Origin of the sequence: Streptomyces sp. NPDC057287 (assembly GCF_042667905.1) — a bacterium.
Taxonomy (GTDB): Bacteria; Actinomycetota; Actinomycetes; order Streptomycetales; family Streptomycetaceae; genus Streptomyces.
Map to the genome: position 1 here is coordinate 1 of NZ_JBHUYV010000008.1, position 22605 is coordinate 22605.

At 71.0% G+C, this 22605-nt stretch carries 17 protein-coding genes and 1 pseudogene; 8 read left to right on the top strand and 10 right to left on the bottom strand.

Annotation, left to right across the window (positions count from 1 at the left end; all coding sequences use genetic code 11):
- Nucleotides 1-98 precede the first annotated feature (98 nt).
- Nucleotides 99-515 (bottom strand): hypothetical protein, encoded by a 417-nt coding sequence (locus ACFUNE_RS16975; RefSeq protein WP_383567804.1) that lies wholly within the window; start codon nt 513-515, stop codon nt 99-101.
- Nucleotides 516-585: 70 nt separating this feature from the next.
- Here ACFUNE_RS16975 and ACFUNE_RS16980 point away from each other — a divergent pair, with 70 nt between their 5' ends.
- The 3 genes from ACFUNE_RS16980 to ACFUNE_RS16990 all read left to right on the top strand — a co-directional run bounded on the left by ACFUNE_RS16980 (nt 586) and on the right by ACFUNE_RS16990 (nt 2857).
- Nucleotides 586-1506 carry a hypothetical protein gene (locus ACFUNE_RS16980; RefSeq protein WP_383567807.1) on the top strand — a complete coding sequence of 307 codons (921 nt, stop codon included), beginning with the start codon at nt 586-588 and terminating at the stop codon, nt 1504-1506.
- Between the two features lie 130 nt (nt 1507-1636).
- The gene (locus ACFUNE_RS16985; protein WP_383567810.1) at nt 1637-2578 is read left to right on the top strand and encodes an NADP-dependent oxidoreductase; all 942 of its coding nucleotides are present in this window, start codon (nt 1637-1639) and stop codon (nt 2576-2578) included.
- Nucleotides 2579-2611: 33 nt separating this feature from the next.
- Nucleotides 2612-2857 (top strand): DUF2630 family protein, encoded by a 246-nt coding sequence (locus ACFUNE_RS16990; RefSeq protein ID WP_383567813.1) that lies wholly within the window; start codon nt 2612-2614, stop codon nt 2855-2857.
- On the opposite strand, the gene ACFUNE_RS16995 is transcribed toward ACFUNE_RS16990, so the two are convergent.
- From ACFUNE_RS16995 to ACFUNE_RS17005, 3 genes are all read right to left on the bottom strand, one after another.
- On the bottom strand, nt 2854-3303 hold the full coding sequence (locus ACFUNE_RS16995) for an RNA-binding S4 domain-containing protein (protein ID WP_383567816.1): 450 nt from the start codon (nt 3301-3303) through the stop codon (nt 2854-2856). The two genes, ACFUNE_RS16990 and ACFUNE_RS16995, sit on opposite strands and share 4 nt — an antisense overlap.
- A gap of 38 nt (nt 3304-3341) precedes the next feature.
- Nucleotides 3342-5009 (bottom strand): hypothetical protein, encoded by a 1668-nt coding sequence (locus tag ACFUNE_RS17000; RefSeq protein ID WP_383567819.1) that lies wholly within the window; start codon nt 5007-5009, stop codon nt 3342-3344.
- Between the two features lie 288 nt (nt 5010-5297).
- Complete coding sequence (locus tag ACFUNE_RS17005) at nt 5298-7355, bottom strand: PhoX family protein (RefSeq protein WP_383567822.1); 2058 nt, start codon at nt 7353-7355, stop codon at nt 5298-5300.
- A 279-nt stretch (nt 7356-7634) separates the two neighbouring features.
- Here ACFUNE_RS17005 and ACFUNE_RS17010 point away from each other — a divergent pair, with 279 nt between their 5' ends.
- Nucleotides 7635-9191, top strand: a complete 1557-nt coding sequence (locus tag ACFUNE_RS17010; protein WP_383567824.1) for a VWA domain-containing protein — start codon at nt 7635-7637, stop codon at nt 9189-9191.
- Here ACFUNE_RS17010 and ACFUNE_RS17015 read toward each other — a convergent pair.
- Nucleotides 9125-9317, bottom strand: a pseudogene (locus tag ACFUNE_RS17015) (two-component sensor histidine kinase); the annotation flags it as partial. The gene ACFUNE_RS17010 and the pseudogene ACFUNE_RS17015 sit on opposite strands and share 67 nt — an antisense overlap.
- Before the next feature lie 158 nt (nt 9318-9475).
- On the opposite strand from ACFUNE_RS17015, the gene metG reads away from it, so the two are divergent.
- Nucleotides 9476-11080 (top strand): methionine--tRNA ligase, encoded by a 1605-nt coding sequence (gene metG / locus ACFUNE_RS17020; protein WP_383567827.1) that lies wholly within the window; start codon nt 9476-9478, stop codon nt 11078-11080.
- 88 nt (nt 11081-11168) lie between these two features.
- Here the strand turns inward: metG and ACFUNE_RS17025 are convergent, their stop codons facing one another.
- Both ACFUNE_RS17025 and aspS read right to left on the bottom strand, forming a co-directional pair.
- The gene (locus ACFUNE_RS17025) at nt 11169-11930 is read right to left on the bottom strand and encodes a hypothetical protein (protein WP_383567830.1); all 762 of its coding nucleotides are present in this window, start codon (nt 11928-11930) and stop codon (nt 11169-11171) included.
- A gap of 318 nt (nt 11931-12248) precedes the next feature.
- Nucleotides 12249-14066, bottom strand: a complete 1818-nt coding sequence (gene aspS / locus ACFUNE_RS17030) for an aspartate--tRNA ligase (protein WP_383567833.1) — start codon at nt 14064-14066, stop codon at nt 12249-12251.
- A 183-nt stretch (nt 14067-14249) separates the two neighbouring features.
- Between aspS and ACFUNE_RS17035 the strand changes: the two genes are divergently transcribed.
- Nucleotides 14250-16373, top strand: a complete 2124-nt coding sequence (locus tag ACFUNE_RS17035) for a SpoIIE family protein phosphatase (protein ID WP_383567834.1) — start codon at nt 14250-14252, stop codon at nt 16371-16373.
- On the opposite strand, the gene ACFUNE_RS17040 is transcribed toward ACFUNE_RS17035, so the two are convergent.
- The 3 genes from ACFUNE_RS17040 to ACFUNE_RS17050 form a co-directional block, all read right to left on the bottom strand.
- Nucleotides 16368-17444, bottom strand: coding sequence for an AI-2E family transporter (locus ACFUNE_RS17040; protein WP_383567837.1), 1077 nt, complete (start codon nt 17442-17444; stop codon nt 16368-16370). The two genes, ACFUNE_RS17035 and ACFUNE_RS17040, sit on opposite strands and share 6 nt — an antisense overlap.
- 90 nt (nt 17445-17534) lie before the next feature.
- Complete coding sequence (locus ACFUNE_RS17045; protein WP_383567840.1) at nt 17535-18491, bottom strand: pirin family protein; 957 nt, start codon at nt 18489-18491, stop codon at nt 17535-17537.
- A 183-nt stretch (nt 18492-18674) separates the two neighbouring features.
- Nucleotides 18675-19115 (bottom strand): SseB family protein, encoded by a 441-nt coding sequence (locus ACFUNE_RS17050; RefSeq protein ID WP_103760589.1) that lies wholly within the window; start codon nt 19113-19115, stop codon nt 18675-18677.
- A gap of 171 nt (nt 19116-19286) precedes the next feature.
- On the opposite strand from ACFUNE_RS17050, the gene ACFUNE_RS17055 reads away from it, so the two are divergent.
- Both ACFUNE_RS17055 and ACFUNE_RS17060 read left to right on the top strand, forming a co-directional pair.
- Complete coding sequence (locus ACFUNE_RS17055; protein WP_383567843.1) at nt 19287-21113, top strand: acyl-CoA dehydrogenase; 1827 nt, start codon at nt 19287-19289, stop codon at nt 21111-21113.
- 179 nt (nt 21114-21292) lie between these two features.
- Nucleotides 21293-22594 (top strand): M18 family aminopeptidase, encoded by a 1302-nt coding sequence (locus ACFUNE_RS17060; protein ID WP_383567846.1) that lies wholly within the window; start codon nt 21293-21295, stop codon nt 22592-22594.
- Nucleotides 22595-22605: the final 11 nt, after the last annotated feature.

Genomic DNA, 22605 nt, shown 5'->3' on the forward strand with positions numbered 1-22605 from the left:
GCGGGGGGGGGGGGGGGGGTTGGGGCCTGTTGTGCGGGGGGGGGGCGGCCGGCGGGGGGCGGGCGGCCGCGCCCGTGGGTCCGGAGAGGGCGCCCGGGTCAGTTCTCGCGCGTGTAGTAGACGTAGAACATCGTGCAGGCCATCCCGGCCCCGACCACCAGCCCGAGCAGGCCCGACGCCAGCACGCTGTTGCCGTGCAGGCTGTAGAGGAAGCCGACCGCGCCGCCGGCCAGCACCCCGAAGCCCGCGGCCCGCAGCTCGCGCGGCAAGGCCCAGCGGACCCGTACGAGGGCGTAGCAGAGCACCGCGAAGGCCGCTCCGGAGATGACACCGAGCCAGATCTGCCCGCCGGTGGTGGCTCCGCCGTCCCGCTTGATGAAGAAGGCCCAGAACCCGAGGATTACGCCCAGCGCGACGGGTGTCGCCCAGGCGAGCGGCGTGCGGGCGTGGCCCTGGCGTGCGGGGGCGGGGGCCCGCGCTGGTCGGCGCGTCGGCATCGTTGCGTGTGTGGCCATGGCGCACAGCTCCTTCCGTCGCCCCCGTGTTCCTCCAGCGCACACCCGGCCGGGCCACCCGGCAACTCGAATGGCGTACGGTCCGCAGCGCCGCGCCCCCGAACGGGATTGGCTGGTGCCTGTGCGGAACTGTCTCTCGGTGGCCCTGTCTGCGGTACTGCTCGTCCTGCTGGCCGTGCTGGTGCCGCTGAGCGCGCTCTCCGCCTGGGTCGACCTGGAGCTCGACGACACCGACCGGTACCTCGCCGCCGTCTCCCCGCTGGCCTCCGACGCGGACGTCCGGGACACCGTGGCCACGCTGGTCACCGACGAGGCGATGAAGAACATCGACGCCGGGCCGCTCCAGGAGTCCGTCGCGAAGTTCCTGCACGAGACCGCGCTGTCGTTCACCACGACCGAGGCCTTCCAGCGCGCCTGGGACAGCGCGAACCGCACGGCTCACCAGGCCGTGACCGACTCGCTGCACGGGGACGACGGGCAGGCCGTCACCATCGATCTGGCACCGGTGATCGAAGAGGTCAAGAAGGAGCTGGTCAGCAGCGGGGTGCCGTTCGCCGATCAGATCCCGGTCCAGGAGACCTCGATCACCGTGCTGCCCGCCGACCGCGCCGACGACCTGCGGTCCTCCTTCCGGTGGCTGCGGTACTGCAGTGTCTGGCCCGCCGTCGGGACGGTGGTGCTGCTCGTCCTGGTGCTGGGCCTCTCGCTCGTGCGCGGCGGCCTGCGGGCCTTCCTGACGACCGCGGCCGTGACCGGCGGGGGTCTCGTGCTCGGCGCGGCCCTGCTCCGGATCGCCGTCGCCGTCGGCCGCGACCGGGTGCTCGACGAGGTGCCGGGCACCGACCGGGACGGGGCCGCCGCCGTCTTCGACGCGCTGACCGCCTCCCTGCGGACGACGGCGTGGATCGTGCTGCTCGTGGGCGCGGTCCTGGTGGTCGGCGGGATCGTGGGCCGGGTCGTGGCGGTCCGCCGCGGCAGGGCCCCGGTGTGAGCGGCAGGGCCGGCCCGTCCGGGGGCCCCCCACCGCGGCCGATCCCGGGCACGGGCCCGACGTGCGGGGGTGCGTGGGCCGGGCGACAGTGGGATGCGTGGGGACAGGGGACGACTGAGAGGTCTGCCGTATGCGAGCCATCGCTGTCAGCGCGTTCTGTGCGGAGCCCTGTCTCGTCGAGGTGTCGAAGCCCGATCCCGGGGCGGGCGAGGTGCGGGTGAAGGTCGAGTACGCGGCGCTCAACCCGCTCGACTGGCAGACCGCCGACGGCCCTCCCGACAGGGCCGTCCCGCATGTGTTCCCGCTCGTGCTGGGCACCGACTTCGCGGGCCGCGTGGACATGATCGGCAGCGGCGACAACAGCTTCCGGGTCGGCGACGCGGTCTTCGGACGGATCACCGCACCGCCCCTGGGGCGCTGCGGAGCGTACTCCGAGTACGTGTGCGTTCCCCAGGACTCCCCGATCGCCCTCGTCCCGCGCGACATGCCGCTCCGGATCGCCGCGGCCCTCCCGTCCGCCGGGACGACCGCGGCGCAGATCCTTTCGAGCACCGCCGTGCGCAGTGGGCTGAGCCTGCTGGTCGTCGGGGCGACGGGCGGCGTCGGCAGCTTCCTGACCCAGCTCGCGGCGGCTCGCGGCACCGGTGTCGTCGCCGCCGTACGGGGGGACGAGAGCCGGCGGATGGGGGAGCTCGGCGCCACCGCCACCGTCGACACGACGGCCGGTGCCGAAGCACTCGGAGCCGCGGTACGGAGCCTGTATCCGGAGGGCGTCGACGCCCTCGTCGACCTCGTCTCCACGGATGCCGCGTCGTTCGCCGCGTACGCCTCCCTCGTGCGCGACGGTGGGGTCACCGTCACCACCCGGGGTGTGCCGGCGCCGCCCGGCGTCGCATGGACCGACTTCCGGCTCGCCCCGAACGCCGCGCTCCTGGACGAGCTGGCCTCGGCGGTGGCCCGCGGCGAACTGGCCGTCCCCCTCGACATGGAGCTCCCGTTGGAGAAGGCCCCGCAGGCGCTCGCCCAGAACCGCGCGGGCGGGGCGCGCGGCAAGACCGTCTTCGGTATCTGACGGACACGAAGGACACCCGACCAGGAGAAGCTCATGGCCGACCAGGACATCTTCGAGAACATCGACGGGCTGATCGCCGAGGAGCACGCCCTGCGCGCCCGCTCCACCGCGGAGCTGGGCCTCTCCTCCGAGGAGCGGTCACGCCTGCGCGAGGTCGAGGTCCAGCTCGACCAGTGCTGGGACCTGCTGCGCCGGCGACGCGCGCTCAGCGAATACGGCGAGGACCCCTCCGAGGCCAGGGTGCGCCCCGCCGACGAGGTGGAGGGCTACCAGAGCTAGCGTCCTTCGGCCGCGCCCCGGCCCGACCCGGACGGAGGACCCTGGTCGGGATCGGGGCCCCGCCCCTGGAGACGTTCCATCTCGCGGCGGTCCCGCTTGGTCGGGCGCCCCGTGCCCCGGTCACGGACCGGGACCTGGAACGCCGCCTCGCGGGGCGGCGGGGGCGGGCTGTTGTCGACGAAGCACTCCGCCGCGACCGGCGGGCCGACGCGCTTCTTCACGACTCTGGAGACGACGACGATCCGGTCCCGGCCCGCGTGCCGCAGCCGCACCTCGTCGCCCGTACGCAGGGCCTGGGCGGGCTTCGCACGCTCGCCGTTGACCCGCACGTGTCCCGCACGGCAGGCGGCAGCCGCCTGCGACCGGGTCTTCGTCAGCCGGACCGCCCAGATCCAGGCATCGACCCGGACGCTTCCCTCCGCCTGCGGCGCCTCACCGGAAACCATGGGTCCGACTCTAATGCGGTGAGGCGCCCCGGACGGGGTCAGGAACCGAAGTCGCCGATGACCTCGGACATGTTGTAGCTGTACATCTCACGCTTGCACCCGGGGCACTCGCTCGTCGGGGCGTGCTCGCCCAGGGAGTAGAGCTGCGGGGCGAAGCCGTCGCCGCGGCCGTGCGCGAGGTAGAGGTCCTCCGGACCGACCGAGGACTGCAGGACCTTCGAGTTCCCGACGAGCTGCGTCGACTGCGGTGTGGCCTGGAGCAGCCGCCCGTTGCTGGACGCGTTGCTGCGGTGGAAGTACCACTTGCCCTCGTACCGCGTCACGCCCTGGATCTTGTGCCACAGGTCCTCGCCGTTGAAGGAAGCACCGGCCGGCAGCCCGTACGCGAGGTCGGCACCGGCGGTGGTCCCCGCCGCGCCCTCGACGGCAGCCGTCAGAGCCGTCATCGGATAGGTGCCGACGCGGCCCGTGCTGTCACCGCCGTTGTTGTGGTTGCAGTACTCACCGAGGATCAGGTGATCCGTGTCCGTCCGGTCCAGCGAGATGTACGAGGCCTTCGGGCGACCGGTGGAGTAGCACTGGTTCCCCTTGGTGGTCTGGCCGTTCTTCGCCGTGGTGAACTTCAGCGTCGCCACCTGGGGCATCACGTACCGGTAGCCGTAGCCGTACCAGACGTTGCTCTGACGGCCGACCCGCTTCTTGTCCAGGACGTCGCTGACCAGGCCGTCCGGGGTCGGGTCGTTGACGTCGGCGTCGTTGTCCGGGTTGAGGTCCATGATCTTGCGCAGGTCGAAGACGCGCATGCCGTTGGCGGTGTCGGCGACGTACAGGTAGTCGCCGTACCAGACCATCCCGCCCGCGTGCATGCCCTGCTGCGCCTTGCAGGAGTCCGTCACGCTTCCCGTGCACTTGCCCTCACGCGCGTGCAGCGCGTCGAAGGAGATGTGGTCCTTGGAGTTGACGTAGGGCCAGACCAGCAGCACGTGGCGGTACATCTGGGTGGCCTGGTTGAAGAAGCTGACCCGGATGCCCTTCTCGTTGCAGGCATCGGAGGCGGAGTCCTGGACACAGTTGTCCCGGCCCGACGTGAGGTCGCTGCGGCCCGGATTGGAATTGTCGTAGCCGGCCACGGCTATCGGCTCGGAGTTCGACGACCCCCAGTCCTCGTCCTCCTGCGCGTCCGAGACACCGGTGATCGCCTGCGGAATCCACTCCGTGGACGTGGCGTCGTCGCTCTTCCAGCAGATGCGGTGGTTCACGGCGAGATCGGGGCCGTAGATGCCGGTGCTGCCACAGGCTCCCTCCCAGCCCGCGGGGCGGTTGGCCTGCTCCATGAGCTCGGTGAGGCCCTGCTTGGGCAGCGCGGCGTCCAGATCGTTCACGAGACCCGTGAGGGAGGAGCCCGCAGCCAGCTTGAAGTCCCTGGCACGGCCGGGGACCGGGGCCGGAAGCACGCCGGTGGGGGCCAGTCGGGAGGGGGATCCGTCGGGCCCTGCCAGGTCGTCCTGCTCGCCCTCGGGTTCGTTCTCGAATCCGTCGTCGGGCATTCCCTCGTTGCCCGGGACGGGTTCGTCGGCCGTCACGGCCGCCGGGCGGGGAGTGGCCGGGGCGGCGGTCGCCCCGACGGCCGGCGCGAGTGCCGACAGCATCCCCCCTGCCAGCACGGCACAGACCGCGAGTCGTGTTCTGCGGGACGGTATTCCCATGTGGGGGCCCTTCGTGAGCGCGTGTGAGGATCGACGCGGTGCGCCTGACACCCCATCAGCCACACCGGCCGGTCACGCTAGCAACGCGACTCGGTTCCCCGCGCACACATTTGGACGACACACATCAGCCGTGCACCCCACGGGCACAGGCCGTAGGAGGGCTTCCGGTCCCGTCCGGCCCCCGGTCCCGTCGCCCCCCCTTGCGCGAGGGCTGCCCCTTACGCAGGGGGCCTGCGGGGGGGGCTTGCGAGGGGTGGCCCCTGTCCGACGGCCACCCCTCGCGGGCGGTCAGACGCCGATGTCGTGGCCGTCCTTGCGCCACACGGCCACGACCGACGGCCGCACGATCCTGCCCGGCCCGTCCGGCCAGGCGCTCGCCGGCTTGTCCACGGACGCCCCGTCGACCTCGCCCGGGTGCTGTACGGCCACCAGGACACGGCGGTCCTGGATCACCGGACCGCAGGTCTCCGCACCGGTGGGCACGGTCAGGAACTGCTTGAGCTCCCCCCGGCGCTCGCCCTGTGTGGCGACCCCGAACAGCCCGTCGTGCGAGCCGAGCTGGTTGCCGTCCGTGGAGATCCACAGGTTGCCGTGGTCGTCGAAGGCCACGTTGTCCGGGCAGGAGATGGGGCTGACCTTCTCCTTGGGGAAGCCGGAGAAATACGTCGACGGGTCCTCCGGGTCACCCGCGACCAGGAACAGCCGCCAGGCGAACCCGTCTCCCGCCGGGTCGTCCCAGTGCTCCGCCAGCTCCAGGATCTGGCCGTGCTTGTTGGCGTTGCGGGGGTTGGCCTCGTCCGCGCCGGCCTTGCCCGCCTTGCCTCGGTCGGTGTTGTTGGTGAGGGCGACGTAGACCCGGCCGGTGCGCGGCGAGGGCTCGACGTCCTCGGGCCGGTCCATCTTCGTCGCGCCGACCTTGTCTCCGGCCAGGCGCGTGAAGACGTAGACCTCCTCGGCCGTCATGCCCGGGACGTGCGACGTGGTACCCGTGGCGAGCGGGATCCAGACACCGCTGCCGTCGAACTCGCCGTCGGAGGGGAGCCTGCCCGTGCCGTCGAACTCGGTCGCCGGTGAGTCGCCCGTCAGCTTGGCGACGTACAGCGTGCCCTCGTCCAGAAGGGTGAGGTTGTGCTCCCGGGCCGCTCGCGAACCGCCCTTCCTCATCCGCTTGCTGGAGACGAACTTGTAGAAGTAGTCGAACCGTTCGTCGTCACCCATGTAGACGACGGGACGGCCGTCGGAGGTCAGCCGGGGCTGCGCCGCCTCGTGCTTGAACCGGCCGAGCGCGGTCCGCTTGCGGGGCGTGGAGTCGGGGTCGTAGGGGTCGAGCTCGACGACCCAGCCGAAGCGGTGGGCCTCGTTCGGCTCCTGCGCCAGGTCGAAGCGCTTGTCGAACCTCTCCCACTTGCGTTCCGTCCCGGCTGTGCCGATGCCGTAGCGCTTGTCCGTGTCGCTGGAGCCGTTGGCGAAGTACTGGTTGAAGTTCTCCTCGCCGTGCAGCGTGGTGCCCCACGGAGTGGTGCCGCCCGCGCAGTTGTTGAGGGTGCCGAGCACCTTCCGGCCGGTGCGGTCGGCGGAGGTGCGCAGCAGCGGGCTGCCGGCGGCAGGGCCGGTCACCTGGAACACGCTGGTGGCGGTGAGACGGCGGTTCAGCGGGTGGCGGCCGACCGGCGCGAGCCTGCCGGTGCGGTCCTCCTCCTGGACGACGACCACGGAGAGTCCGTGCGCCGCCCAGGCGATCTCGACCTGCGCACGGGTCGGGGCGGCCGGATCGTACCCACGGAACATCAGGATCTCGTCCGTGTACTCGTGGTTCGCGACCAGCACCTGACGGCCGCGCTCGCCGGGGAGCGGGAGCAGGGAGAGGAAGTCGTTGTTGTAACCGAACTGGCCCGCCTGCGCCTTCGCGGACTGCTTCTCAGGATCGAAGGCGGGGGCACCGCGCAGAATCGGTTCGCCCCAGCGGATCACGACGTTCTGGCCGTACCCCTCGGGGATCGTGACCCGGTCGTCCTTGTTGGGCGCCACGGCCGCGAAGCGCAGGCCCCGGGCACCCGGAGGAGTGGGCCTCGGCCTGCCGCCGGGACGGCCCGCGAGCGGAGCGGCCTCGGCACGCTGGGCGGCCGGACCACCGAGAGCGGCGGTTCCTGCGGCCGCGACGGTCACCACGGCGGCGGCCCGCATCATCGACCGGCGGGACAGGGCACCGGCGATGATGTCGCCGGCGTACTCGTTGTCGCTGGTGTTCGGTACCGCCTGGAAGCAGGCGTCACCGCAGCGGTAGAGGCAGGTCAGCGCAGAGCGCCCGCCCGGGTGCGAGCCGATGAGCGGCAGCAGTTCGCGCACGTTTTCGTCCCTCCGTCTGTGTGTCACGCGTGACGGTAGGTGCGCATCCACGCCATACGTGGGACTGCCGGTGAACAGAGGGTGAAGTCCGGGACAGGGCTGCCCTCCCCGCCGTCCAGGGCTCGGTTACGACTCGGTTGGAGCTCGGTTGACGCAGGGGCGGGCCGCGCCGCCGAACGGCCGGATCCGGCCGCTAACCTTACGTATCCGCCCTGGCCAGGGATCAATTCCCGCAGTACGGACATTTATTGCACCCAACTCATGCGAAAGGCCTCGCCCATGGGCATTCGGAGCTTGCTGCGCAAGGTGTTCGGCCGGACGGAGCAGGACGAGCCGACCACGGCCACCGTCCCGCCCCAGGCCGAGCGCACCCAGCCCACGGAGCCGGAGACCGCCGCTTCGGCGGCCGAGCCCGCGAAGGCCTCGGTGCCGGCCCCGGCCTCCTCCTCGGACCGGTCCGCCGGTGCCGAGCACGACAGCGGACAGGCGTCGGACCTGGTGGCGGCGGCCTTCGACAAGGCGGCCGCGGCGTCCGCGACGGCGCCGGCCTCCGCGCCCGCGCCGCGGGTTCCGGCCCAAGGGTCGGACCCGGAGGCGAAGCCGGCCGCGGACGCCGTGAAGGACGCTCCCGCGGAGACCGTTGTCGAGGCCGAACCGGTCGCCGCGACACCGATCACGATCGACATGGACCCGGAGCCGGAGGCGGAAGCCGAGGCGGCACCCGTCGTCGTGGCCACCGAGACGCCCGTCGTCGTGGCCACTGAGACGCCCGTCGTGGCACCTGCCGAGACGTCCGTCGTCGCACCTGTGACGGAGCCGGAGGCGGTGGCTGAGGCCACCGCCCCCGAGGCCGAGGTCGCCGCGGAACCGGCCGCCCCCACCGCATCCGGGACGCCGGAGGCCGAGCCGGTCGCCGCCCCCGAGCCGGTCGCCGCCCCCGAGCCGGTGGCCGTCACCGAGCCGGTCGCGGACCCCGAGCCCGTCGCCGAGCCCGCGCCTGTCGTCGAGCCCGCATCGGACGTGGCACCCCAGCCGGTCGCCGCACCCGCACCGGTCGCCGCCGCGGAGCCCGTCGCCGCCGAGCCGGTCGCCGCCGTGGCCGCGCCCGCCGTCGTGGCCGCGGCCAGGGCCACCGCCCCCGCCGGCAAGCCCGCCGTCACCCTCGCCCGGGTCAAGGCCGCGGCTCCCGGGCTCGTCGCCCCGTACAGGGCGGCGCAGGCCGGGCTCAAGGCCCACGGCCTGACCGGCCTGCGGGCCACCGTCTACCTCGTGCTCGACCGGTCCGGGTCCATGCGGCCGTTCTACAAGGACGGCAGCGCCCAGCACCTGGGCGACCGCACCCTGGCGCTCGCCGCGCACCTGGACACGGACGCCACCGTGCCGGTCGTCTTCTTCTCGACGGACATCGACGGCACCGGAGCGATCGACCTCACCTCCCACGAGGGCAGGATCGACGAGCTGAACGCCGGGCTCGGCCGCCTGGGCCGTACGAACTACCACCGGGCCGTCGAGGAGGTCGTCACGCACTACGAGAAGTCGGGAGCCACCGGTCCGGCACTGGTGATCTTCCAGACGGACGGCGCCCCGGACGCCAAGGTGGCGGCCAAGCAGGCCCTGACGGACGCGGCACGCCTGCCGCTGTTCTTCCAGTTCGTCGCCTTCGGCGACACGGACGCGAAGGGCTTCGACTTCCTGCGCAGGCTGGACACCGGCAACGCCGGGTTCTTCCACGCGGGGCCCGCCCCGCGCGAGGTGCCCGACGCCACGTTCTACCGGGAGGTGCTCGCCGGACTGCCCGCCTGGGCAGCCGCCCGCGGGGTCGTCGCGGAGGACTGATCCGCCGGCAGCCGTACGGTCACGGCGAGCCCGCCCTCCGGGCCGGGAACGAACCGCCGTGACCGTACCGCCGTGGGCCATGGCGACGGAACGGACGACGGACAGTCCGGGACCCGGCCCTGTCCCACCCGGGACGGGCGAGCGCCGCGTCCCCGCTGTACACGGTGGAGACGGCGGATCCGGCCCTCCGCGGCCCGCTCGCCACCAGTTCGCGAAGCTCTCCGCGACCGGGGCAGCCGTTATCGATGTGAGTGGATCTCCCACGGACCGTTAGGATTTCGACCATGGCGGCCACTGGATCCGAGAAGCAGGGGGCGAAGGCGTTCTACGTCTCGACCCCCATTTACTACGTCAACGACGCTCCTCACCTGGGCCACGCCTACACGACCGTCGCAGGCGACGTGCTCACGCGCTGGCACCGCCAGCGCGGCGAGAAGGTGTGGTACCTCACCGGCACGGACGAGCACGGTCAGAAGATCATGCGCACGGCCGAGGCGAACGACGTCACGCCCCAGGCCTGGTGCGACAAGCTCGTCGAGGAGGCGTGGAAGCCCCTCTGGGAGCATCTGAACATCGCGAACGACGACTTCATCCGTACGACGGAGAAGCGGCACACGGACCGTGTGCAGGAGTTCGTGCAGGACCTGTACGACAAGGACCAGATCTACAAGGGCGGCTACGAAGGCCCGTACTGCGTGGGCTGCGAGGAGTACAAGCTCCCCGGCGACCTGATCGAGGCCGAGGACGGCACGAAGCTGTGCCCGATCCACAAGAAGCCGGTGGAGCTCCTCAAGGAGGAGAACTACTTCTTCAAGCTGAGTGAGTACGGCCCGAAGCTCATGGAGTTCTACGCGGCCAACCCGGGCTTCATCCAGCCCGAGTCCGCCCGCAACGAGATCGTGAACTTCGTCAAGCAGGGCCTGCAGGACCTGTCGATCTCCCGCTCGACCTTCGACTGGGGCGTCCCGGTCCCGTGGGACCCGAAGCACGTCATCTACGTATGGATCGACGCGCTGCTCAACTACGCGACGGCGGTCGGCTACGGCGCCAACCAGGAGAAGTTCGACGCCACCTTCCCGGCGGACGTGCACCTGATCGGCAAGGACATCCTGCGCTTCCACTCGGTCATCTGGCCGGCCATGCTGATGGCGCAGGGCCTGCCCCTGCCCGGCAAGGTCGTCGCCAACGGCTGGCTGATGGTCGGCGGCGAGAAGATGTCCAAGTCGAACCTGACCGGCATCAAGCCGCAGGACCTGACCTCGCACTTCGGCGTGGACGCGTACCGCTGGTACTTCCTGCGGGCCATCGCCTACGGCAGTGACGGCTCGTTCTCCTGGGAGGACTTCAGCGCCCGCTACACCTCCGAGCTCGCCAACGACTACGGCAACCTCGCCTCGCGCGTCGCGGCCATGGTCGGCAAGTACTTCGGCGGTGCGCTCCCGGAGGCCACGGCCCCCGGTGACGCGGAGCGCGCGGTCCAGGAGGGCCTGGCGCAGGCCGTCGCCACGGCCGATCTGAAGATCGGCGAGGAGCTCGACTTCCAGGCCGGCATCCTGGCGGTCTTCGACTTCGTGAAGCAGGTCAACGGCTACATCACGGAGCAGGAGCCCTGGAAGGTCGCCAAGGACACGTCGCCGGAGGGCCAGGCCCGCCTCGCGACCATCCTGTACACGGCGGCCGAGTCGCTGCGCGGGGTCGCGGTCCTGCTCAACGCGGTGATGCCGGACACCTCGCAGAAGCTGTGGGAGTCCCTGGGCGCGGAGGCTTCCCTCGGTGCCCTGGCCGACCAGCCGGTGCAGGACGCGGGCCGGTGGGGCCTGCTGCCCGTCGGCTCGACGGTGACGAAGGGCGCGGTGCTGTTCCCGCGCCTGGAGGAGAAGCCCGCGTAACCGACGCAGGCGCCCTGTGCGCGCGAAGGAGCCCGGCCCCTGTCACATCGGGGCCGGGCTCCTTCGTACGTACGCCGCCGCACCGGCGTCACCGGGCCAGCGACGCCGCGTCCCCCATCACGATCACGGGGCTCTTCGCGGGGTCCAGGGTGAGCAGGAGCTCCCGCATCCGGTCCTCGGTCAGCGAGACACAGCCCTGCGTGGGCCCGCCGTGATCCACATGGACCCAGATGCCGCCGCCCCTCTCCCCGCCGAGCGGCCGGGTGCGGTCCAGCGGGCTGGTGCCGGCGAGGCGGTTGTAGTTGATGGCGACGACATAGTCGAAGGAGCCTTCGAGGGGCTCCCCCAGGAAGCCCTCGCCGCTCACCGCGAAGCGGGGTTCCTCGTCGTAGGGGAGCAGCGCGCCCGGGTCGGGCAGCCGGCCACCCGCGTCGGTGAGGCCGAAGACCCCGACGGGTGATCTGAGGTCGTCGGCGAGATGGTGGTCCGTCCAGCCCTCCATCCCGTTGTGGGCGGGCCAGGGCCCTGCCCCGGGTCTCCAGCCGCGTGCGGGATCGTCGCGGCTGTAGAGCGTGACCGCGGAGCGGTTGGAGTCGGGTCCCTGCCCGGTCACCACCACGGCCTGCCGTGCGGCGGCAGGGATCTGTGCCAGGATCTCCGGGCCGAGTGCGGGGATCTCCGCGGGAGCGACGAAGGGCTCCACCGTGCGGGGCGGCGCGGACGAGGCGCCGGAGCCGGGCGCACCCCGGGGCGCCGACGGGTCGGAGGTCTGCACCGCACCGGCGGAACAGCCGATGACCAGCAGGAACAGGGCGACGAGAAGGGCATACGGGCGACGCGGCACGGACACGGTGCGGAACTCCTCGGTGGCGGGCGGGCGAGCACTTCCGGTGCCAGTCCTTGCCGGGCCATGCGGCGCCGAACCCGAACCGGGGCCATCCGGATGTACCCGGTCCGCGTACCCGCGTACGGCGAGTTCCGCACGTCTCACCCGTACGCAGGAAAGGGGCCGGTCCCTGATCGCCTGCCGTGGAGGAGGGCGAGGCCAGGCAGCCCAGCCGGTAGGGACGTGAGCGCAGGCTGTGCGTTCCTGTGCGCCTACGAAAACAGTCCCCGGCCGAACGGCCGGGGACTGTTTCACGTGGAACCGAAGCGGAACCGCTGACGCCTACTTCGCGCCCGTGTCCCTCGCCACCGAGTCCTTGGCCTCCGCCTTGCCCTTGGCCGACGCGACGGGCTTGCGGAGCTGGATGTTCAGCTCGCGCAGGCGGGTCTCGTCCAGCTCGCTCGGGGCGCCCATCATCAGGTCCTGGGCGTTGCCGTTGAGCGGGAAGGCGATCGTCTCCCGGATGTTGGGCTCGTCGGCCAGCAGCATCACGATGCGGTCGACGCCCGGGGCGATGCCACCGTGCGGCGGGGCGCCGAGGCGGAACGCGCGCAGCATGCCCGCGAACTCCTTCTCGACGGTCTCCGCCTCGTACCCGGCGATCGCGAAGGCCTTCAGCATGACCTCGGGCTCGTGGTTACGGATGGCGCCGGAGGACAGCTCGATGCCGTTGCAGACGATGTCGTACTGCCAGGCCAGGATGTCGAGCGGGTCCTTCTCCTCCAGGTCCTTCATGCCGCCCTGGGGCATGGAGAACGGGTTGTGCGAGAAGTCGATCCTGCCGGTCTCCTCGTCCTTCTCGTACATCGGGAAGTCGACGACCCAGCAGAACCGGAAGACGCCCTCCTCGAAGTGGCCGGCGCGCTTGGCGGCCTCGACGCGGACGACGGACATGATCTTGGAGACCTCGTCGAACTCGCCCGCACCGAAGAAGACGGCGTGGCCGGGGACGAGGGAAAGACGCTCGGTGAGGGTCTTGGTGTCCGCCTCGGTGAGGAACTTGGCGATCGGGCCCGCCAGCGTGCCGTCCTCGCCGACACGGACCCAGGCGAGGCCCTTGGCGCCGTGCTCGACCGCGTACGCACCGAGGCCGTCGAAGAACTTCCGGGACTGGCCGGCGGTGTCCGGCACCGGAAGGGCGCGGACGTGCTTGCCGGCGAAGGCCTTGAACTCCGAGTCGGCGAAGATGTCGGAGATGTCGACGAGTTCCAGCTGGGCGCGCAGGTCGGGCTTGTCGTTGCCGTACTTCAGCATCGACTCGCGGAACGGGATGCGCGGGAACGGCGAGGTGACGTGGCGGCCGTTGCCGAACTCCTCGAAGAGCTCGGTCATCAGCTTCTCGATCGGCCGGAAGATGTCCTCCTGCTCCACGAAGGACATCTCGACGTCGAGCTGGTAGAACTCACCGGGCGAGCGGTCCGCGCGGGCGTCCTCGTCGCGGAAACACGGCGCGATCTGGAAGTAGCGGTCGAAGCCGGAGATCATCAGCAGCTGCTTGAACTGCTGGGGCGCCTGAGGAAGCGCGTAGAACTTGCCCGGGTTCAGACGGGACGGGACCACGAAGTCGCGGGCGCCCTCGGGGGACGTCGCGGCGAGGATCGGGGTCGCCATCTCGTTGAAGCCGAGGGCCACCATCTTGGAGCGGATGGAGGCGATCACGGACGAGCGCAGCATGATGTTGCGGTGCATGCGCTCGCGGCGCAGGTCGAGGAAGCGGTACTCCAGGCGCCGCTCCTCGTTGACCCCGTCCTCGGCGTTGATCGTGAAGGGCAGCGGGGCGGCCTCGCCCAGCACCTCGACGTCGGTGACCTCGATCTCGATCTCGCCGGTCGGGAGCTCCGGGTTGACGTTGTCGGCACCGCGCGCGGAGACCTTGCCGTCGATCCGGACGACCGTCTCCTTGGTCAGCTTCGCCAGGGCGTCGTTGCCGGGGGTACCGGGGCGCGCGACGAGCTGCACCAGACCGTAGTGGTCGCGCAGATCGATGAAGAGGATGCCACCCAGGTCTCGGCGATTGTGCAGCCAGCCGCTCAGCCGGACGTCGGTGCCGACGTCAGAGGCGCGGAGCTCGCCGCAGGTGTGGGACCTGTACCGATGCATCGTCGTTCATCCAGTCTTCGCGGTCGGGGTGGATTGAGACCCCAGGCTACCGCCCGTGGACCCAGCGCTTCATTGGCATTGTCGCCGCACGGCTGTCCGGGACGCGCCCAGGAGGTGTCCGGCGGCCGCCGGGCGGCCGTCCCTCGGTGGCGACTGTCGAGAACATCTTCCTAAAGTGGGGCAATGCGCACCAAGGAGATCCTGGCTGCGATCGGGACCGGCCTGTGGAGCTGGGACAGCTCATCGGGCATGGTCGCGCTCGACGCCGAGGCGGCACGCCTGGTGGGACTGCCCGCCGAGGCCACGGTCCGCCCGGGCGAGGAGGTGCGCCCCCGTTTCCACCCGGCCGACTGGAACGAGATCGACGGCATCGTGAACTTCGCGATCACCGAGGGCACGGTGGCCGAGGCCAGGATGCGGATCGTGGACGAGCGCGGCACGGTCGTGCGCATGGTGCGCACCCGGTCCAAGCCGGTCCCGCTGGACACCCCGGGCCGCCACACCTACGTGCTGATGGGCATCCTCCAGGAGGTCGCCCAGCCCTCGGAGGCCACTGCGGCGCACACCCCGCTCACGGGCGACTGGCGACGCTCGCGCGAGGCGTTCCTGCTGGACGCGGGGCGGGCGCTGGCCGAGGCCGGGTCCACCGAGGAGGTGCTGCGGGTCGCCGGGTCGCTCTCCATGCCGGGCTTCTCGCCGGACGGGCTCGCCGTCTTCGGGGTGTCGGGCGAGCAGCTGACGGTCATCGGTCACCACGGGCACAACGTCGGCGACGAGAAGCCCTTCACCGACATGCCGCTGCAGACCGACTACCCGGCCGCCGAGGTCGTCCGGACGGGCCAGGCGATCTACCTCGAGTCCCCCGAGGAGTACCGGCGGCGCTTCCCGGCCACCTGGCCCCTCGCGCAGGAGTTCGGGCGCCAGTCCTGGGCCTTCCTGCCGCTGATCTCGTCCGGACACACCATGGGCGCGTGGATGGCCGGCTTCCGGCACAACGTGGCCTTCTCCCCGGACGAGCGCTCCGTGCTGTCGACGGTGGCCAGGATGCTGGCACAGGCCCTGACCCGCGCCGGGGTGGCCGAGACCGAGCGCGAGCTGTCGCTGGGCCTCCAGAAGGCGATGAGGCCGTCCCTCGGCCCCGGCGTGCCCGGTCTGACGGTTGCGGCGCGCTACATCCCGACGGGAGGCGGCCTCCAGGTCGGCGGCGACTGGTACGACATGATCCCGCTCCCCAACGGCCGCATCGCCCTCGTCATCGGTGACGTCCAGGGGCACGACGTGCGGGCGGCCGGCCTGATGGGCCAGCTGCGGATCGCCCTGCGGGCGTACGCCTCCGAGGGGCACCGCCCCGACGCCGTGCTCTCGCGCGCCTCGCGCTTCCTGTCCGGGCTGACGGAGACGTACGACCTCGCCGACGGCGAGGACCGGTCCGACGCGACGCGCTTCGCGACCTGCCTGTACGCGGAGGCCGACCCGGAGAACGGCACCCTCGACGTCGCCCGGGCGGGCCACCCCGACCCGGTGGTGATCAGCGTCGACGGCACCGCGGTGATCCGGCAGACCGCGGGAGGGCTGCCCCTGGGCGTCGACAAGGACGCCGACTACCCGACGACCCGCGTCGTCCTGGGGCCCGGGGAGACGATCATGCTGTGCACGGACGGCCTCATCGAGACCGGCGGACACGACATGGCCACCGGATGGACCAGGCTGAGGCCGGTCCTGGAGAAGCCCGCCGAGGATCTGGAGGAGCTCGCGGACGCCCTCGTACAGGCCGTGCACGGTCCGGGCTCGCACTACACGACGGGGCCGCTGGTGGACCGCCGCGAGGACGACATCGCGGTCCTCGTCCTGCGCCGCGAGGGCGCGCGGACGCGCAGGACCCCGGGGCGGCGTTCGGCGATGACCATCGCCCAGGCGGAGCCCGAGCGGGTCGCGGCGGCCCGGCAGCAGCTGCGGGAGCTGCTGCACGACTGGGCGGACGGCGAGCAGGTCGACTCGGCGGAGCTGATGGTCTCCGAGATGTCCACCAACGTGCTCGTCCACACGGACGGGGACGCGCTGCTGGTGGCGGAGGTGACGGGTGAGCGGGGCGAACGGCGGCTCCGGGTGGAGGTGGCCGACGCCAGCGACGAGCTGCCGCACAAGCGGCGGCCGGGGGAGATGGCGTCCAGCGGCCGGGGCCTGGTGCTGATGGAGATGCTCGCCGACGCGTGGGGGGTGGACCCCCGGGGCGAGGGCAAGTCGATCTGGTTCGAGCTGTACGAATCGTCGGAGCCGGTGGAACTGAGCGCCGTCGCCGGGTCATGAGTCCCCGGGAACCGCGCTTCCGTCGCCCTCGGCCCCGTACGCCTTGCGCAGCTCGCCGATCACCCCGAACACCGCGGCGCACAGCGGCACCGCCAGCAGCATGCCCAGCAGGCCCGCCACGCTCGCTCCCGCGGTCAGCGAGATCATGATCATGGCGGGATGCATCTGGACCGTACGGCTCTGGATGGCGGGCTGCAGCACGTGGCCCTCCAGCACCTGGACGGCCAGCACCACGCCCAGTGCCCAGAGGGCGATCACGATCCCCCGGTCGGCGAGCGCGACCAGCACGGCCACGGCGCCGGAGATGAAGGCCCCGAGATACGGGATGTAGGCGCCGACGAAGACCAGCGCCCCCAGGCCCGCCGCGCCCGGCACCCGCAGGATCAGCAGGCCCACGGTGATGCACAGCGCGTCGATCAGGGCGATGAAGGTGGTGCCGCGCATGAACCCCTCGACGGCCTCGAAGGCCCTGCGGCCCATGGCCTCCACGAAGTCGCCCGTGCCACGCGGTGCGAGGCTGTGGGCCAGGCCCACGGCACGGTCGGAGTCGCGCAGGAAGAAGAAGGTCAGCAGCAGCGCGAGGACGCCGGTGGTGACGAGCGACCCGATGAGGCTGATCCCGGTGAGGAGCCCGCCCGCGGCGCTCGCACCGAACTTCTCCACGAGGTTCTTGGCGTTGTCCGCCAGATCGTCGACGTCGGCGACGCCCTCGATGTCGAAGTGGTCGATGACCCACTGCGCGGCATCCTTCAGCGAGTCCACGATCTGGCCGCCGGTGTCGACGAGCACCGTGACGACGATGTAGCCGGCACCCCCGCCCACCGCCACCAGGGCGGCGCACGTGAGCCCGGCGGCCACCGACCTGTTCACCTTGTGGGCGGCCAGCCAGCGGTGGACGGGACCGAGAAGCGCCGTGCCGAGCAGGGCCAGGAGGACCGGGGTGACCGCGGTCTTGAGTGCGACGCACAGCCAGACGGCCACGCCCACGACGCCGGCGACGAGGAGCAGAACGCCGCACCAGGCGGCCGTCCGCCGCGCGACGTCGGGCAGGAGGGGCTTCCGGGTAGGCACCCTCCCACCCGACCACGGGCCCGGAGTGGTGTCCCCTCCTCACGGGCGTACGGGTGACGGTCCGTCACCCGTACGTCCGAGCAGGCGTCCTCACATCCCGTGGACGGCCGGGACGGTGCCCAGCCTGCCCTTCTGGAAGTCCTCGAAAGCCTGCTTGAGCTCGTCCTGGGTGTTCATCACGAACGGCCCGTAGTGCGCCATCGGCTCACGGATCGGACGCCCGCCGAGCAGCACGACCTCCAGGTCGGGCGTGTTGCCGTCCTGCGTCTCGTCGGCGCGGACGGTCAGCGAGGACCCCTTGCCGAAGACCGCGGTCTGGCCGGTGCGGACGGGGCGGCGCTCCTCGCCGACGCTCCCGCGGCCGGCGAGGACGTAGGCGAGGCCGTTGTACTCCTCGCGCCACGGCAGCGTCACCTCCGCGCCCGGCCGGATCGTCGCGTGGACCATGGTGATGGGCGTGTGCGTGATGCCCGGACCCTCGTGACCGTCGAGTTCACCCGCGATGACGCGGAGCAGCGCGCCGCCGTCCGGAGAGGCGAGGAGCTGGACCTGGCCACCGCGGATGTCCTGGTAGCGCGGGGCCATCATCTTGTCGGCCTTGGGCAGGTTCACCCAGAGCTGGAGGCCGTGGAAGAGGCCGCCGGACATGACGAGGGACTCCGGCGGGGTCTCGATGTGGAGGAGGCCGGAGCCGGCCGTCATCCACTGGGTGTCGCCGTTCTCGATGGAGCCTCCGCCGCCGTTGCTGTCCTGGTGGATGAAGCTTCCGTCGATGATGTAGGTGACGGTCTCGAAGCCGCGGTGCGGGTGCCAGGGGGTCCCCTTCGGCTCGCCTGCCGCGTATTCCACCTCACCCATCTGGTCCATCATGATGAACGGGTCGAGGTGCCGGTAGTTGATCCCGGCGAAGGCGCGCCGCACCGGGAACCCCTCGCCCTCGAAACCGCTCGGCGCGGTCGTGACGGTCAGCACGGGACGGGCCACGGCCTCGGCCTGGGCCGCGACCTTCGGCAGGGTCAACGGGTTTTCGACGGTCACTGCGGGCATGGGGGCCACCTCCGGGAGTCTTCTGATCCCAATTTAGTTGAACGGTGAACATCTTGCAAGGCGGCGTTCATTCCCGACGCCTCCGGACAGCACCGAGGGCCCGCACCGGCACGGTGCGGGCCCTCGGGGTGCCTCGGGTTGCTGCGGACGCTCCTCAGCCGTACGTACGGCTGCGAGCGCTCCTCAGCCGTACATACGGCGCATCGCGAAGTCCACCATCTGCTCCACCGCCTTGGCGTCGAAGACCATGCGGTGGTCGCCCTCCATGTCCAGGACGAAGCCGTAGCCGGTCGGCAGCAGGTCGATCACCTCGGCACCGGTGATCACGAAGTACTTGGACTCCTTGCCCGCGTAGCTCCGCAGCTCCTTGAGCGTGGTGAACATGGGGATCACCGGCTGCTGGGTGTTGTGGAGGGCCAGGAATCCGGGGTTGTCGCCGCGCGGGCAGTAGACCTTCGCCGTGGCGAAGATCTGCTGGAAGTCCTCCGCGGACAGCGAACCGGTCGTGAAGGCCCGTACCGCGTCGGCCAGGGACGGCGGCGAGGGCTCGGGGTACAACGGCTGCTCGCCGTAGCCGCCGCCCATCTGCTGCTGTGCGCCCTGGTTCTGGTCGTAGCCATACATGCCGCAAAGAGTAATCGGACACATCTGTGCCTTGAGGGGTTGCGTCTTATTACTGACGGGTAGCATCATCGTAGAGGTCAGGTGATATACCCACGCCCGGCCGTCCGCCGCCCGATCGTCACTCCTCCACGGGGCGCTGCGCGCCACTGCTATTGATTACGGAGCCTTCCCATGGGGCACTACAAGTCGAATCTCCGCGACATCGAGTTCAACCTCTTCGAGGTCCTCGGGCGCGACAAGCTGTACGGCACCGGTCCGTTCGCGGAGATGGACGTCGAGACCGCGAAGAGCATCCTGGACGAGGTCACCCGCCTCGCGGAGAACGAGCTCGCCGACTCGTACGCCGACGCCGACCGCAACCCGCCGGTCTTCGACCCCGAGACGAACACCGCGCCCGTCCCGGCCTCCTTCAAGAAGTCGTACCAGGCGTTCATGGACTCCGAGTACTGGCGCCTGGGCCTGCCCGAGGAGATCGGCGGCACGACCTCCCCGCGCTCCCTGATCTGGGGTTACGCGGAGCTCCTGCTCGGCTCCAACCCGGCGGTCTGGATGTACTCCTCCGGCCCCGCGTTCGCCGGCATCCTCTTCGACGAGGGCAACGAGGCGCAGAAGAAGGTCGCCGAGATCGCCGTCGAGAAGCAGTGGGGCTCCACCATGGTGCTCACCGAGCCGGACGCCGGTTCGGACGTGGGCGCGGGCCGCACGAAGGCGGTCGAGCAGGAGGACGGCTCCTGGCACATCGAGGGTGTGAAGCGCTTCATCACCTCGGGCGAGCACGACATGTCCGAGAACATCCTCCACTACGTCCTGGCACGCCCCGAGGGCGCCGGCCCGGGCACCAAGGGGCTCTCCCTCTTCCTGGTCCCGAAGTTCCACTTCGACTGGACCACCGGCGAGCTCGGTGAGCGCAACGGCGTGTACGCGACGAACGTCGAGCACAAGATGGGCCTGAAGGCGTCGAACACCTGCGAGATGACCTTCGGCGACCAGCACCCCGCCAAGGGCTGGCTGATCGGTGACAAGCACGACGGCATCCGCCAGATGTTCCGCATCATCGAGTTCGCCCGCATGATGGTCGGCACGAAGGCCATCGCGGCGCTGTCGGCCGGCTACCTCAACGCGCTGGAGTACGCCAAGGAGCGCGTCCAGGGCACCGACCTGTCGCAGTTCATGGACAAGACGGCCCCCAAGGTCACCATCACGCACCACCCCGACGTGCGCCGCTCCCTCATGACGCAGAAGGCGTACGCCGAGGGCATGCGCTCCCTCGTCCTGTACACCGCCTCCGTCCAGGACGCGATCCAGGTGAAGGAGGCCGCCGGCGAGGACGCCAAGGCGCTCAACGGCCTCAACGACCTGCTCCTCCCGATCGTGAAGGGCTACGGCTCCGAGAAGTCCTACGAGCAGCTCGCGCAGTCGCTCCAGACCTTCGGCGGCTCCGGATACCTCCAGGAGTACCCGGTCGAGCAGTACATCCGTGACGCCAAGATCGACACCCTGTACGAGGGCACGACGGCGATCCAGGGCCAGGACTTCTTCTTCCGGAAGATCGTCCGTGACCAGGGCGCCTCGCTGAACACGCTCTCCGAGGAGATCAAGAAGTTCCTCGCGGGCGCCCACGGCAACGAGGAGCTGTCCGGCGCGCTGGACAACCTCGCCAAGGCGGCGGTGGACCTCGAGGCGATCGTCGGCACGATGATCACCGACCTCACCGCGACCGGCGAGGACGTCAAGAACATCTACAAGGTGGGCCTCAACACCACCCGCCTCCTGATGGCCTCCGGCGATGTCGTCGTCGGTTACCTGCTGCTCAAGGGCGCGGTCGTGGCCTCCGAGAAGCTGCGCAACGCTTCGGCCAAGGACGCCGCCTTCTACCAGGGCAAGATCGCCGCGGCGAAGTTCTTCGCCGCGAACATCCTGCCCGGCGTCGGCGCCGAGCGTGCGCTCGCCGAGACCGTCGACAACTCGCTGATGGAGCTGGACGAGGCCGCCTTCTAGGGGCGCCGCGCCTCCCGGCCGTCGAAGCGCCGCCCCCGGAGTCCTCCGGGGGCGGCGCTGTCGTGTTCCGGCCCGGGGCGGTGGCGCGACGACGGCCGGGGACAACTTTTGGACACGGGTCGCAGGCGTCCGCAGCACACCGTGAAGCGTCCCCGTCCGCCGTCGTTACAGTGAAGAACATGAGCTCTCCCCCCCTCCGCTTCGACCGCGGGCACACCGACGATCTGATGGCCTTCCTGATGGCCGCTCCCTCCCCGTACCACGCCGTGGCCGCAGCGGCCGCGCGACTGGAGAAGGCCGGATTCCGGCAGGTCGAGGAGACGGACGCGTGGGACGGCTCCACGGGCGGGAAGTACGTCCTGCGGGGCGGCGCGATCGTGGCCTGGTACGTGCCGGAGGGCGCCGGCGCCCACACTCCGTACCGGATCGTCGGGGCCCACACCGACTCCCCCAACCTGCGGGTCAAGCCCCTGCCCGACACGGGTGCGTACGGCTGGCGCCAGATCGCCGTCGAGATCTACGGCGGGACGCTCCTGAACACCTGGCTGGACCGGGACCTCGGTCTGGCCGGCCGCATCTCGCTGCGCGACGGCACGCACCGGCTGGTGAACGTCGACCGGCCGCTGCTCCGGGTTCCGCAGCTGGCCGTGCACCTGGACCGGTCCGCCAATCCCGACGGTCTCAAGCTCGACCGCCAGAAGCACATGCAGCCGATCTGGGGACTCGGTGAGGTCGAGGAGGGCGACCTCATCCGCTACGTCGCCGAGGAGGCGGGCGTCGACCCCGCGGAGATCACCGGCTGGGACCTCATGCCGCACCCCGTGGAGGCTCCCGCCTACCTGGGCCGGGACCGTGAGCTGCTAGCCGGCCCGCGCATGGACAACCTGCTCTCGGTGCACGCCGCGACGGCGGCGCTGGCCGCCGTGGCCGCGCAGCCGGACGCGGAGCTCCCGTACATCCCCGTGATGGCCGCCTTCGACCACGAGGAGAACGGCTCCCAGTCCGACACCGGCGCGGACGGCCCGCTGCTCGGCACCGTCCTGGAGCGCTCCGTGTTCGCCCGTGGCGGTTCGTACGAGGACCGCGCGCGGGCCTTCGCGGGGACCATCTGTCTGTCTTCGGACACCGGTCACGCCGTCCACCCCAACTACGCCGAGCGGCACGACCCGACGCACCACCCGGTGGCCAACGGCGGGCCGATCCTCAAGGTCAACGTCAACATGCGCTACGCGACCGACGGCGGTGGCCGCGCCGTGTTCGCTGCGGCCTGCGAGAAGGCGGGCGTGCCCTGGCAGATGTTCGTCTCCAACAACTCGATGCCCTGCGGCACGACGATCGGGCCGATCACCGCGGCCCGGCACGGCATCAGAACCGTCGACATCGGTGTGGCGATCCTCTCGATGCACAGTGCGCGCGAACTGTGCGGCGCCGACGACCCGTACCTCCTGGCCAACGCCCTCGTGGCGTTCCTCGCGGGCTGACCTCCACCGCC

Coding starts and splice junctions, on each gene's coding strand:
- ACFUNE_RS16975 (WP_383567804.1), bottom strand. CDS start 515: ATGGCCACACACGCAACGATGCCGACGCGCCGACCAGCGCGGGCCCCC.
- ACFUNE_RS16980 (WP_383567807.1), top strand. CDS start 586: ATGGCGTACGGTCCGCAGCGCCGCGCCCCCGAACGGGATTGGCTGGTG.
- ACFUNE_RS16985 (WP_383567810.1), top strand. CDS start 1,637: ATGCGAGCCATCGCTGTCAGCGCGTTCTGTGCGGAGCCCTGTCTCGTC.
- ACFUNE_RS16990 (WP_383567813.1), top strand. CDS start 2,612: ATGGCCGACCAGGACATCTTCGAGAACATCGACGGGCTGATCGCCGAG.
- ACFUNE_RS16995 (WP_383567816.1), bottom strand. CDS start 3,303: ATGGTTTCCGGTGAGGCGCCGCAGGCGGAGGGAAGCGTCCGGGTCGAT.
- ACFUNE_RS17000 (WP_383567819.1), bottom strand. CDS start 5,009: ATGGGAATACCGTCCCGCAGAACACGACTCGCGGTCTGTGCCGTGCTG.
- ACFUNE_RS17010 (WP_383567824.1), top strand. CDS start 7,635: ATGGGCATTCGGAGCTTGCTGCGCAAGGTGTTCGGCCGGACGGAGCAG.
- metG (WP_383567827.1), top strand. CDS start 9,476: ATGGCGGCCACTGGATCCGAGAAGCAGGGGGCGAAGGCGTTCTACGTC.
- aspS (WP_383567833.1), bottom strand. CDS start 14,066: ATGCATCGGTACAGGTCCCACACCTGCGGCGAGCTCCGCGCCTCTGAC.
- ACFUNE_RS17035 (WP_383567834.1), top strand. CDS start 14,250: ATGCGCACCAAGGAGATCCTGGCTGCGATCGGGACCGGCCTGTGGAGC.
- ACFUNE_RS17045 (WP_383567840.1), bottom strand. CDS start 18,491: ATGCCCGCAGTGACCGTCGAAAACCCGTTGACCCTGCCGAAGGTCGCG.
- ACFUNE_RS17050 (WP_103760589.1), bottom strand. CDS start 19,115: ATGTATGGCTACGACCAGAACCAGGGCGCACAGCAGCAGATGGGCGGC.
- ACFUNE_RS17055 (WP_383567843.1), top strand. CDS start 19,287: ATGGGGCACTACAAGTCGAATCTCCGCGACATCGAGTTCAACCTCTTC.
- ACFUNE_RS17060 (WP_383567846.1), top strand. CDS start 21,293: ATGAGCTCTCCCCCCCTCCGCTTCGACCGCGGGCACACCGACGATCTG.